11 protein-coding genes are annotated in these 13,293 nt (G+C 46.8%); 7 read left to right on the top strand and 4 right to left on the bottom strand.

The window, feature by feature from the left end; genetic code table 11:
* The first annotated feature begins 321 nt into the window (after positions 1-321).
* Positions 322-786 carry a phage tail protein gene (locus GGC63_RS30875; protein ID WP_192705568.1) on the top strand — a complete coding sequence of 155 codons (465 nt, stop codon included), beginning with the start codon at positions 322-324 and terminating at the stop codon, positions 784-786.
* 53 nt (positions 787-839) lie between these two features.
* Here the strand turns inward: GGC63_RS30875 and GGC63_RS30870 are convergent, their stop codons facing one another.
* From GGC63_RS30870 to GGC63_RS30860, 3 genes are all read right to left on the bottom strand, one after another.
* A complete protein-coding gene (locus GGC63_RS30870) occupies positions 840-1,397 on the bottom strand; it encodes a hypothetical protein (RefSeq protein ID WP_192705567.1) in 558 nt (185 codons plus the stop codon).
* 391 nt (positions 1,398-1,788) lie between these two features.
* Positions 1,789-2,931 (bottom strand): sensor histidine kinase, encoded by a 1,143-nt coding sequence (locus tag GGC63_RS30865; RefSeq protein WP_192705566.1) that lies wholly within the window; start codon positions 2,929-2,931, stop codon positions 1,789-1,791.
* On the bottom strand, positions 2,928-3,614 hold the full coding sequence (locus GGC63_RS30860) for a response regulator transcription factor (RefSeq protein WP_192705565.1): 687 nt from the start codon (positions 3,612-3,614) through the stop codon (positions 2,928-2,930). The genes GGC63_RS30865 and GGC63_RS30860 overlap by 4 nt, the downstream gene beginning before the upstream one ends.
* 237 nt (positions 3,615-3,851) lie before the next feature.
* On the opposite strand from GGC63_RS30860, the gene GGC63_RS30855 reads away from it, so the two are divergent.
* Positions 3,852-4,256, top strand: coding sequence for a DUF6223 family protein (locus GGC63_RS30855; RefSeq protein WP_192705564.1), 405 nt, complete (start codon positions 3,852-3,854; stop codon positions 4,254-4,256).
* Positions 4,257-4,858: 602 nt separating this feature from the next.
* Positions 4,859-6,154: an S-layer homology domain-containing protein gene (locus GGC63_RS30850; protein ID WP_192705563.1), complete on the top strand. Its 1,296-nt coding sequence runs from the start codon at positions 4,859-4,861 to the stop codon at positions 6,152-6,154.
* 133 nt (positions 6,155-6,287) lie between these two features.
* Here the strand turns inward: GGC63_RS30850 and GGC63_RS30845 are convergent, their stop codons facing one another.
* Complete coding sequence (locus GGC63_RS30845; protein WP_192705562.1) at positions 6,288-6,695, bottom strand: hypothetical protein; 408 nt, start codon at positions 6,693-6,695, stop codon at positions 6,288-6,290.
* 433 nt (positions 6,696-7,128) lie between these two features.
* Here GGC63_RS30845 and GGC63_RS30840 point away from each other — a divergent pair, with 433 nt between their 5' ends.
* The 4 genes from GGC63_RS30840 to GGC63_RS30825 all read left to right on the top strand — a co-directional run bounded on the left by GGC63_RS30840 (position 7,129) and on the right by GGC63_RS30825 (position 13,147).
* Positions 7,129-9,465 (top strand): helix-turn-helix domain-containing protein, encoded by a 2,337-nt coding sequence (locus GGC63_RS30840; protein ID WP_192705561.1) that lies wholly within the window; start codon positions 7,129-7,131, stop codon positions 9,463-9,465.
* 161 nt (positions 9,466-9,626) lie between these two features.
* Positions 9,627-10,589 carry an ABC transporter permease gene (locus tag GGC63_RS30835; RefSeq protein ID WP_192705560.1) on the top strand — a complete coding sequence of 321 codons (963 nt, stop codon included), beginning with the start codon at positions 9,627-9,629 and terminating at the stop codon, positions 10,587-10,589.
* Between the two features lie 13 nt (positions 10,590-10,602).
* A complete protein-coding gene (locus GGC63_RS30830) occupies positions 10,603-11,472 on the top strand; it encodes a carbohydrate ABC transporter permease (protein ID WP_192705559.1) in 870 nt (289 codons plus the stop codon).
* A gap of 28 nt (positions 11,473-11,500) precedes the next feature.
* Positions 11,501-13,147 carry an extracellular solute-binding protein gene (locus GGC63_RS30825; protein WP_192705558.1) on the top strand — a complete coding sequence of 549 codons (1,647 nt, stop codon included), beginning with the start codon at positions 11,501-11,503 and terminating at the stop codon, positions 13,145-13,147.
* The last annotated feature ends 146 nt before the right edge of the window (positions 13,148-13,293 follow it).

Raw genomic sequence — 13,293 nt, 5'->3', positions numbered from 1 at the left:
CTGCAGGATATGGTGGTCTAGAATGCCTTCAAGTAAAAATAAAAATGATCGCCGTCACCAGCATATGAAAGAGTCCATCACTAACAATGACTAAACGGAATAAAACACTGTTGACACGACACTGTTTGGTGTCATATAATCGAAACGACACCAAATGGTGTCTTAATGGAAATCTGATACTGAATTTGATTCGTCTTTTGGAGAAAGACCAAGGAGACGCCGCTTTATGATTTAACGACGCAGGTTTATATAGGTCTAACAGCAGTTTCACCCAAGCGAGCCTATTGCCGCAAAAAAATGAAATAAGAGGAGAAATGCAAAATGTCCAATATCGTTGATTTCAAAACTGTGTCCGCGGTTGGTTTAGAATCTTCACCTGTTGCAGAAGCGCTTGCCGGTTTACGTGCTAATGAAGCCCGTTACTATATGAACAAATACAAGCATGAATTTACGGTTGTACCAGCTAGCGAAAGTAAGGAGACCCTGGATTATGTGAACCGGATTTTGAAGGAAGAACGAGATATTGAGTTTTCAGCCAAGCCTTTAGAGACATCACGCTTTCAAGTGGAAAATATCAAAATGGCCTACGTTTTTTATGAGGATGGTCTTGCGGTCAATGTCATGTATACGGTCGATGACCCTAAGAAGCGGGCCGTTGGTTTTAAGCTTTCTGAGGGGATGGAGGTACCCAAGGAGCTGGAAGGGAAGTTTAAGTTTGCCAGGCAGAAGTCTAAGCTGGCTGGAACTATCCGGGGCTCATTTTTTATCATAAAAGGAGAATATTAAAAGTAAGCTAAAACAGTCCCCTCGCCTTTTGCGGGCAGGAGACTGTTTTATTTTTACGATGCTCTTTGAATCGAAGGTCCTTGGTAATGGATGAGTGTCATGACCATGCGCGCTTCATATACGACGTTCCCTTTGCTGTCGGTTTCGATATAGGAGACATTGACGATTTTTTTAAGATATTGCTGATAAAAATTCACGGTTTCTCGGGGATACAGATAATAGGAAGTGGTGATCCATACCGGAGGTTGATATCGGAATCCGTTGTAGCCTACCAATGTACTGATATTTTTGTCGTTCCACATATCGGGCATTGGGGCTCCGCTGTATTGATCGAAGCCCACTTCATTCCCTGCATACCATCCACTCGCATAAACATCATACTTATACGGAGTCGTGTTGGTGGTCGAGCCTATGATGTCTTTCAGCGCCTGACTACTCGTCGTATTAAATACAATGCGGGCAGAACCCGTGCTGTTCGGGGACATGTGATAGTTATCCGTCCAATACCAATCCGATAGACTGTTTGCCGATGCGGTTCCCGTACCAATCCCGAAGGGCAGCAGGCCAAACGACAGAACAAGCAGTAAAGCAAACCATTTCATCGTTTTCATAAAATCATACCTCCAGTATAAAGAGTCGATTGCCGGTTGCAGCCCGAATGGATTTGATCTGAGGATCATTTGCTTATCTTACAGGCCCACGATGGCCTCCTCCCGTACTCCGCAGCTTCAACCTGACAGGTAGATCATACCACCCCCGATTTCCCACCGTCATGGGGAGCGTCATCCCAAGGACTGGGAAGTTTTCTCGAGGATATTCCCAATCATTTTCCCAGGCCAATTCCCTTGTTGACCAATTGTTTCCTGAATATGCGGAATAAATCGGTTGAAGGTGGCTCTATTCGAACTCATGCATGTCATTTAGCGAGTTGATGATTTAGAGCAAGAGGCATTCATAGTTACGGTGGACGACCTGCGGATCTCGTTACGACTATGTCTTTTCCTATATATCTTTTGCTATAGGCAGAAAAACAGTAAAGATTGTACCTTCATCCGGCTTGCTTGCAACGCGGATGAATCCGTCGTGGGCCTTTACATAATGATGGGCGATAGCTAATCCGAGCCCCGTACCGCCTGTATACCGTGAGCGCGCTTCATCTACCCGGTAAAAGCGATCGAATAGGTGGGGCAGTTCTTCTGCAGGGATTCCGATACCGGTATCGATCACCGAGACGCATGCAAAGTGCGCATTCCGATCAACGACCCGGTCTGCGATTTCAACCGTAATCTTCCCTCCCCGTGGAGTATAACGAATCGCATTGGTTAGCAAATTAAAGAAAACCTGCGTGATCCGTCTCGCATCGACCATCACAATTACAGGCCTCGAATTTGTAAGAAGGTGAATGTCCAAGCCGTTTTCTTCCGCTTCGTATTTCACATCATCTACGATTCGATTTAGATGTACCGTCAGGTCGAGCGGCTTGCGATCGAGCGACAACCTCCCCGCTTCGGCGAGCGACAATTCATGAAGATCGTCGACAAGCTGGCTGAGCCGGATGACCTCGTCGTGAAGCCGAAGCAGCTTTTCCGGCGGGACATGATGACCGGCCTGCTGGTAATTTTCCAGTTTAAGCTGCATTACAGACAGCGGTGTGCGAAGCTCGTGAGCAACATCGGCTACCAGTCGTCTGCGGGCTTCCTCTGCTTCACGCAGGCGAAACGTCATATCGTTGAACGTTTGGGCAACTTTCCCATACTCATCTTTTGTATCTACAGGTACTTTAACGTTCAGATCGCCCTGCGCCACGCGTTCTATGGCTGCTATAAGCTTTTTAAGCGGGAGGGTCAGCACCCCCGATATCCAAAAACTGAAGAACAATCCAATCGTAATAAAAAAGAACAAACGTACACCGTGCGTGACTGTAATTAGTTCGTTCAGGCTCATATTGTCAAGGATATAAGATTTAAAGATTTCGATTTGCTCTTCGGGCGTGGCATTCAAATAATGAGCATCCAGTTGCTCTCTTTGGAATTGATCGATCAAGCTGCCTGTGTAAACCCGCGTTGTAAGGGAGAAAGTGATGCTTACAATGAACACCAACAGTCCCATGCAGGCAAATATTTTCATGCGGACCGTCATCTTCATGAACGTTCACCGAACCGGTATCCGAAACCATATACCGTTTGAATATAACGAGGATCGGCGGGGTCGTCTCCCAATTTACGGCGAAGATTCCGTATATGGGAATCCATCGTTCTTTCGTACCCCATGTACTCATCCTCCAAAGCAGTCTTTAACAGTTGCAACCGACTAAAGACGATGCCAGGACGACCCGCAAGTGTGAACAAAATTTTGAACTCGGTCGGTGTCAATTGGATTTCCTGACCGTCCTTGAATACCTGACATTTGGCCTCGGAAATGAGCAAATTGTCTCTTTCCAAAACCATCAACCTGTCATCATGTCCCCGCAAACGGCGAAATAAAGCTCGAATGCGAGAAGCAAGCTCACGCAAGCTGAAAGGCTTCGTCAAATAATCATCTGCGCCGATTTCCAGACCGACGATTTTATCCGATTCTTCTGAGCGGGCCGTGACCATAATAATGCCGCAATGTGAAGTACTCCTTAGCTCGCGGCATACTTCGATACCGCTTTTCCCGGGAAGCATCCAATCAAGCACGACGAGATCTGGCCGTTCTGACCGGGCAATCATGAGCGCTTCGTTGCCGGTGCAGGCGGTCAATACTCGGAACCCTTCGCGCTGCAAATAGGTCTCCATCTCCTCCAGCATGCCCGGTTCGTCCTCCACAAGCAGCAATTTCGGTTCCATTCCCATCGCCTCTTTCCCATTTAGTCTGCTTCCATTGACTTAAGTTATTTCGTTTACCGAAATTATACCGTGATATTGCAGGTTCTTAAAGAACTCCACGCAAAGAGAGGAGGATCTGCATAAGTTCTCGACATTTGTAGTGTAAACTGGCTGTGAAAGGCGGGAAATACTCTCAAAGAACAGGAAGAACAATGAATCTGGAAGTAGAAGGAAAACTAAAAAAGGAGAAGTTAACAAATGAAAATGAAGCTCTGTTCCATTGTAATGCTTTGTTGTTTTCTACTTGTGCCAACTATTGCCTCTGCTGAAGCGACCAACGGTAATGTTGTTTACGGATTTACCACTGGGCGATTATGGGCCGCAATGGACGCGTTGTTAGGGCTGGCCAGCGCGATCATCGGCGGGCTGTCCTTGGCTCGCTCTGCTGGTCGTATCGGCAATGGATCCGGTCGACGCGGGGCCATAGTGGCCATCGTAATGGCGGTAGTCGTCATAGTCTACGCCGGGCTGCATCTAACTAACTTCACAGGTGATTTCGGCACTGGCAGCGGGAAGGCCGGGGCTATCGTGGCTATCGTGATGGGACTGACCGGTGTAGTCCTCGCGGGGCTAACACTGGCCCGCACCCGCCGCACCGGCTGACCCGACTTTGTACTGCATCCACCCCATAATCGAGAGAAGAAACGGCTATGTTGAGTAGTCGTTTTTTTTCGTGATACGGTTATTTTTGTTAAAAAATTGGTTGGATCGACAATAATAGTCACCATTTGCATCATGTTTCTGAGACAATCGACATTCCAAATCTAGTATGATCATTAATGTATGGAGGAAACATATAACTAGGGTAAAGGACGGAGCAATGAAATGCCGATAAAAGGGAGTATTTTAAAGCATAAGATTGATTTTGATAACGCCCGATATTTTCGATTTCATGTAGCTGTCTTGCAAAATGGCAGAATCATTGACTACGGAGGTGTTATTGAATCTCATTCAGACGAATCCGTTATCATAAACGGCGGTAAATACTTAAAAGCCAATTGTGAATTCAAGGTTCGGCGTTAAGATAAACAAAGCTGCGTTTCATTAGTATCAAGACGACAAGAACCTTTCAGAATCCGCGCTCTGCGCGGCTTTTTTATTTTATGGCTAATCAGCTGGACGATGAATTCTTTACATAAAGAAATTTATTTTCATGATATACTGTCCATATCTTTTCTTAAAAATTGTATGGAGGCTTTAAAAGTATGAAAAGAAAAGGGTGGGTTAATGCTTGCGGGGTCTTTCTCCTGTCATTTTGTATTTGTACACCTGCTGGAGCATTGGACAACAGTAATGTAACAGGCGCAGCTTTTACTGATATTCGTGGTTTTTGGGCAGAAGACGCAATTTCAGGAGCAATGCACAAAGGGTATGTAGCCGGCTACGAAGATGGTACTTTTCGGCCGGAACGTGAGGTGACCCGAGCGGAATTTGTTGCTATGATGGATAATGCTTTGGGTATACCTGTTCCGAAATCCACTCCAGAACAAATCTGGTATGAACCATTCATTGATGCAGCGGTCAAGTCGGGTATCCATCAATGGAGCGATTTTAACAGTGGAGACTGGAATACAGCCTTGACTCGGGAAGAGCTTGCACGCCTGGCAGTAAGAGCGATTGGCGTCCAAAATGAAGTTCCCACAAAGTGGATGTACCTTGCTACGGAGAAGGGTATCCTGGCAGGTTTGAATGAGTTTGGAACTCTGGGGGAGAAAAAAACGACCACACGTGCTCAATCAGTTGCTGTCATCGAGCGCATACTTAACCTCAAATCGGGCCAAATACTGCCAGTAGACAAGCATGCAATAGCCAATGCTGAAATTCTATGGCACAAAACGAACATGATGACGGTGCTGCCTTCTTATTTCAGTACCCCTGTAAAAAACCGGTGGGAAGATGTGGAGAAAGCAATGACCCAAGTAACCGACGGGGGAACCAATAAGTGTGAGGTGCAAAAGTTCGTCCTGATTGATCTTGATGATCCTAATGATCCTAACCTAAAGGATCTGCCGGACGATCTCATCTACTCCATATGGAATGAGGAGCAGAATAAGGATGAATATCATCCAATTCCAACCAATGGATATTATGCAGCTTTAAGCGTAAACCATTTTAGCATCCAACAAAAAAATGGAATAGGTATGTATCAACCTTGCAGTGTAAGTCTAAAGAACTTTCCTCAAAAGCTAAATGCCAAGTCAACTGCCACTGCACGATTCGATCCCAATATCGAGGGAGGCGGGAGCTGGGACGGGGAGGATCATCGGACTTATCCATGCATTAGGACCGAAACTGCCCCTACCGGAGCCACGGTCTGCATCCGTGAATCTAAATCCTTTGAATCGCTGCAAGATCAAGAGTACGTGACCGTTTCACTTTTCCCAAAAAATGCATTAAGGGACTCTGACAAAGTTACAGTCAGCTTCGTTCCGTCTATTTCATTGGGAAACATGCAATCCGTTTCATATACTTCGCAGGTGAATCTGCAGCTTTTGCCCTAAGGAAAAAGTTTGTGGAATGAATTTCGTTGATGCGCGGGAGTTGCAGCAATATTAACAGACAATATATAAATTAATAAGCGCTCTCCCAAGCCGGGAGAGCGTTTTTATGATCTAAAGAGAGCTGTTCCCCGATTCAGTCCGTCACATCCAGCCAGCTTTCAGCGTAGCAAGGTGCGGCACCTGCACACTCCACATGGAGATAGAAGCCGCCGGTTGTAGTATGGAACTCTCCTCCAAATCCCGATTCGCCGGACCGGATATCGTTAATGTAGTCATAATAGGGGATTAAGGTTCCGCTGGACAATACCGTGCCCATTCCATCATATAAAGTATAACTTATATCGCTTTCATAAGGATGGTAAAAGCCTCCGTTCGCAACGCTGACCTGCGCATGCGAGCCTGGAATCAAATTAGTGGTATACTCATACTTATCAAATCTGGAATCAAGCTCGAAATACTTATACCCCGCAGCATGAACGGGAAGTGCAGCCAAACAAATGGAAGCAGCGACGAGCAGGCCTGACAGCAAACGCTTTTTCATATAAAAATCCCTCCCAATGATTTAATGGACTGAGTACCTGGATACACTCCTTTCTGCGAAATGGGAATGCAAAGCCATGGTAGCATAGGATGATATGGTAAAATATAGGTGATTCGAACTTTTTCCTGGCCAGATCTCCCCAATTCAGTTTCATCCTCTTGAACAGCATGCTTTGCTTTACCGGCAAGGTTTCAGGGGGGGAGGCATTCTGCATAATCATTTTAATTGATTGTAGCTTGCATCCGATTATCAATGATAAGATGGCTCTAAAAGCATTTCTAAGAATAGATGTGCCAGGGCGTAATGGTCGTCCGCGCTATACACGGGGAATTAACCGGATTATTTGAAAGGGGTTTCAATAAAAAAAAGAGTTCCGTGCTCAAAGAATCAAGGCCTGGATAGAGGCTTTCATCTGATGGAATGGGGGAGAAGGATGCTAAGAAAATGGCGGTCACCTTTTGCATTTACATCCGGACCGGTTCGCAGAAAAGTGCTCATTATCGCTTCTCTGCTTGCAACAATACCGGTATTGATTATGGGAGCCACGGCTTATTATATCGCCAGCGGAAAATTCATTGAAGAGATCCGTGTTGCCAATAAACAGACCATGCTGCAAATTCAGCAGCGAATCGACGAGAAGCTGATTACGTTGGAGAAAATTACGCTTCAGAATGCGGTCAATCCGACGCTGTCGCGATTTCTTTCGCTGTCCAATCCCGAAGAGGATATCGAGAATTTGGGAATGACCATGACGATTCTGAACTCCATGCAGGTATTGATTGAGGACGTGGATGCCGTATATTTGTACCGTCCCGACAGGCAGCTTGTCGTGTCTCCGAACCTGGGCAGGGTGGGGGAAGAGGTGCTGCCGGAATATGTAAGGGAAGCCATAAGCCACAATCCTCCCAAGATATGGCTTGATCATAAGCTCGAATCCAGTCTGGTCCGCGACGGCTTCCATCAGGTCACCTTTGTCCGAAGAATCAATGCCACGGACCCTATGCAGCCTGGCTATTTGATCATCAATTTGAACGATACCACGTTCTTCCGCGTATTCAGCAATATGCGGCTCGGCTCCAGGGAGCTAGTTATTGTCACGCCGAGCGGTAACATTTTTTCGGACGGAACGAAAAGCCATATCCAGAACCGGTTCGAGCATTATGGCTTTTTCCGAGAGATGATGGCATCGGATACCAGCGAAATGCTCATGACCGAGCAAGTCGACGGACGCAGCATGTCAATCAATTATTTGAAATCGAACTACAACGGATGGAAATATGTTACCATTGTGCCTTACAGCGATCTGACGCGGCATCTGCAGAAGATCAAGCAAATGACCTTTATGATCTGTCTACTGCTTGTACTTGTCAGTACAGCTGCGACGGGGCTGCTATCCAAACGATGGTATCGCGCCCTGCAGTCCTTGATCGATCTGATCAAGAATAAAGGAGACCTTGCAGAAGCCCAGAAAAACCAGAATGAGTTTGCCCTCATCCGGAATTATTTTGAATCGTTAAATAAGAACAATGAGCTTCTGGGCAAGCAAATTGAAGAGTCGATGCCTCTATTGCGAGTGAACTTCATCCAGAAAATGTTAACCGAGCCGTTCCACAGCAGCATGAGAGAACGCGCGGTGTATTACAACATTCCTGTGATGCATGCCTACTACACGGCGATCTGTATTGAGCTGGATAACATGAGAGGTCATACGGAGCAGGATGCTAATCTCTTTCATTATGCCGTTATCAACATTGCAAAGGAAATAGTCAGCCGTCATTCGGAGGGCTTGGTTGTCCAGATGCACAGCGGCCACATCGCCGTCTTGATCAATCATGACGCGGAGGAGCAGTCGCTAACGGATCTGAAAGCAAAGGCATTCTCTATTTCCGAGGAAATACGCAATGTGTCCGAAAGCCTGCTTCATATAACCGTGACTATTGGAATCGGGCACAGCTATGAAGGTCTTGAGCATGCAAGAAGCTCCTACCGGGAAGCGCTGGAGGCCTTGGAATATCAGCTGGTTGAAGGAAGCGGCCGGGTCCTGTTTATCGGGCAAATCAAGCCGGGACCATCCTCCTTCTCCTATCCTTATGAGATCGAGCAGCAGATCGTGACGCATCTTAAGCTGGCTAATTTACCGGCCATTCACAACCTGCTGGATGATTTCGCTCAAGCGTTAAGAACAGAATTATTCAATCATGAGCATGTTCGGCAGTCCTTTACCCAGCTTATTGCGGCTTCCTTACGGGCATTATTTGAAATGGACCCCAACAGCACTCATCTTCATGCCTACAATCTCTACCAGCGTCTGAATGAGCTCAATACCTCGCACAAAATTGTGAAATGGCTCAAAACGGACGTTTATCCTCCTATGGTCGATCACATTAGTATCCGAACAGTTCAGCGCAAGCATATGACAATTCAAAAGGTACTGGATCACATTCATCAGCATTATGATACGGATTTGTCCTTGCCCCTGCTCGCGGGTCTAGTATCTATGCCGGTCTCCCAGTTCAGCCATATGTTCAAGACGGAGGCCGGAATGACCTTCTCCGAATATTTGATTGCGTTCCGAATGGAGAAGGCGAGACATCTGCTGGAGACGACGGACGCCAAAATATCCGATATTGCGGAAAAGCTTCGGTACAATAATTCGCAGAACTTTATTCGCGTGTTCAAAAAGATCAACGGAATCACTCCCGGAGAATATAGGCTGCGCAGCTCAACTGCTCAGCATGGGGTCCAACAGGGCCCCTTGATCCACGACTGATCACAAGCAAAGAGGCTTTCTTACGGTCACTAGAGCCGATAAGCAAGCCTCTTGTTCATTTACCTAAATAATCATAAGATGTGATTATTTTCTAGAGGAGGATTACATGATAATCTGAGAACCAGCTGCGAATTATTCTTTCAAAATGGGAGGCTTAAACCGTGGAATTAAAGCATGAACTGGCTGGGAAGGGTGTTACGGTCCCGAGGAGCAAAATCGCCTTCTTGAAAAGAGAACTCGTAAGGAACAAGTATGTGTATTTGATGCTTGTACCTGTTCTTGCCTACTATTTGATCTTCCATTACGGACCGATGTATGGTCTTTTGATGGCATTTCAGAAAAGCTATAGTCCGGTAAAAGGAATTTTTGCAGGGACTTGGATCGGGTTAGACAACTTCATAACGTTCTTCAAAAGCTTCTATTTCTGGAGACTGCTTCGGAATACGGTGGTATTAAGCTTCTACAGCATCGTCTTCGGTTTTCCGGCGCCTATCGTACTGGCCTTACTGCTGCATGAAGTGAGGAGCAAGGTGTTTAAACGGACGGTGCAAACCGTAAGCTATCTGCCGCACTTTATTTCTGTCGTTGTTGTGGTAGGAATGCTGAAGGCATTTTCCTCTTTGGATGGCGGGCTGTTTAACGTCATTCGCTCACTCTTCAGTTTGGGTCCGGTGATGTTCTTTACGGAATCGGATATGTTCCGGCCGATGTACATCCTTTCTAACATTTGGCAGGGGGCGGGATGGGCTTCCATCATCTTTTTGGCAGCGCTTTCGAATATTGACTCCCAATTGTATGAGGCAGCCAAGGTCGATGGGGCCGGAAGATGGAAGCAGCTGCTTCACATCACGATTCCCGGGATCATGCCTACGATGATCATTATGCTAATTTTGCGCCTGGGAGCTATCATGAATGCGGACTTCCAAAAAATTTTGCTGATGCAAACCGCATCCACATATGAAGTATCTGATGTTATTTCAACCTTCGTCTACCGGTCCGGCGTACTGGAAGCGAATTACACGTATTCGACCGCTATCGGCTTGTTTAACGGTGTGATCAACTTTTCGTTCCTCGTCATTGCGAACACCTTGAGCCGAAAAGCGAATTCAACGAGTCTATGGTAGCAGGGGTGAAACCATGAAACAATCAGTAGGCGAACGAATATTTGACGGATTTAACTATTTGCTGCTATCTCTTGTGATTGTACTGTCGGTATACCCGATGCTCTATATTTTCAATTCCTCCGTCAGCGATCCAGATGCGCTTCTGCGGAGCAGGTCGTTCATGCTATTACCCGCAGGGTTCCAGCTGGAGGCGTACAAGCAAGTGTTTCACAATCCCAAGATTTATACCGGGTATATGAACACATTGTTTTATGTAATCGTCGGAACGGCGGTCAATCTGCTGATGACGTCACTCGCGGCCTATGCACTGTCCAGAACCGATCTGTACGGACGAAAGCTCATCATGAAGCTGATAACCTTTACGATGTTTTTCAGCGGCGGTATGATTCCGACCTTTTTGCTCGTGCAAAACCTCGGGCTGGTCAATAGCCGGCTGGCCATCATCATTCCTGCTGCCATAAGCACCTTCTACTTCATTATTATGAAGACCAATTTCGAGAGCATACCGAACGAAATGCTGGAATCCGCCAAATTGGACGGCGCTAATGACTTCACCATTTTGTTCCGGATTGTGCTGCCGGTCTCCAAAGCAATCCTTGCGGTAATGACATTGTATTACGCAGTAGATCATTGGAACGATTTCATGGCGCCTCTCCTGTATTTGCGCAAGCAGGAATTATACCCGATACAAATTGTGCTTAGGGACATTTTGCTCAGCAATAGCATGGAGGCCATGGGTGCAGGAGCGGATACCGGTTATGCAATCGGCGAGAACATCAAGTATGCGACGATTATTATTTCCACGCTGCCGATTATGATGGTTTATCCATTTATCCAAAAGTATTTTGTCCAAGGTGCTTTAATCGGCGCCGTTAAACAATAAATAAACATAAATGGGGATGATTGTGTCAATGAAGAAAAAGCTATTGCCTGTTGCCTGCTGTACGCTTATGACGGCCAGCCTCTTCGCCGGATGCTCCGATAAAGGAGGGGAATCTGCCCCAGGTGCAAGCACATCGCCCGGGACGAAGGAGGAAGCGCTGACCTCGATTCCGCTGCCAATCACGAAGGAGCCGATTACCATCAGCTATTGGCGCGCGAATGACCCCAAGCTGACCGCCTCACTGCAAAATTTCGGTGAAATGGCCGCTTACAAAAAGAAGGAGGAGCTGACCGGAATTAAGGTCAATTGGACCCATCCGCCGTTAGGGCAGCAGAAAGACCAGTTTAACCTGCTGGTTGCCACGAACGATATGCCGGATGTCATCTACTACAATTGGGCCGACGCTGTGGGCGGGCCGGAGAAGATGCTCGCGGACGGGCGGATCATCAAGCTGAACGAATACATCGATAAATATGCGCCGAACCTGAAGAAGCTGATTGAGTCCGATCCGGAAATCAAAAAACAGATTTCGCTGGATGACGGCACGATCTACATGTTCCCCTACATTCGAAGCGATGCCAAGAAACTGAATGCTACCGCCGGTTTGATCATTCGAAAAGACTGGCTGGATAAGCTGAATTTAAAAATGCCGACGACCATTGACGAGTGGTATACCGTCCTGAAAGCTTTCCGGGAAAATGATCCTAACGGTAACGGGAAGAAGGATGAGCTTCCATTTACAGGAAATAATGGGGCAGGAAACATGACCCGGCTTCATGATTTCGCTCCCGCCTTCGGCGTGCTCGGCGGCATGCAGTTCAAGGACGGCAAAATCGTCTACGGCCCGCTCCAGCCGGAATACAAGAAATTTATCGAGACGATGGCGAAATGGTATGCGGAAGGGCTAATCGATCCGGAAATCATGACGAACGATTCCAAAGCCTTCGATTACAAAGTGACCAATAACCTGGCCGGGGCATACCAAGGCGGGGTATTCAGCGGCATGGGGAAATACTTTAACCTGATGAAGGAGTCAAATCCGCAGTTTGACCTGGCCGGCACGCCGTGGCCGACGGGGTCTGCCGGGAAGCCGTACTCCACCTTTACGCTTAACACGAAAGTACTAACCTATGGAGAAGCGATCACCTCCTCGGCGGATAAGAACAAGATCAAGTATATTGTTCAATGGATGGACTTTAACTACAGTCCTCAAGGCCACGACCTGTTTAATTTTGGCATTGAGGGCGACAGCTATACGAAAGAGGGCAGCACGATCAAATTTACGGATAAGATTTTGAAAAATCCGAAATTGACGTATGACCAAGCGCTTGCTTCCTACGCTCTCTCCATTATGGACGGTCCCATGAATCAGGACAGCCGATATCTCGATTCCTTGCTGACCTTCCAGGGGCAGAAGGAGGCGAACGTCGTATGGATGAAAGCCGACGACTCGCTCCCGCTTCCAACCTTGCGTTTCACGGAGGATGAGTCGAGGCTGAATGCTTCCGTCATGAATCCTATCACGACGTACTTGAACGAGATGATGACCAAATTCATCACAGGCAAGACACCGCTCTCCGAATACGACAAGTTTACAAAAACGATTCAAACGATGGGAATCGATCAAATTGTTAAGGTGTATGAGGAAGCCTCCAAGCGTTATCAAAAACGCTAATCAGGGATTGGAAAAGAATCGCCGGGCAAACCATATCGGGGTATCCGGCGATTCTGCAATATTTTTACAAATTCGAGCACTAATGGATCTCTTGCAGGATCATGAATCCAGAGAGGAGATGATCGCCATGTAGCCTTGAGAAGCTT

The sequence above is a fragment of the Paenibacillus sp. OAS669 genome, from assembly GCF_014873645.1.
GTDB classification, from domain to species: domain Bacteria; phylum Bacillota; class Bacilli; order Paenibacillales; family NBRC-103111; genus Paenibacillus_S; species Paenibacillus_S vulneris.
This window is presented reverse-complemented; position numbering and strand designations above follow the sequence as displayed.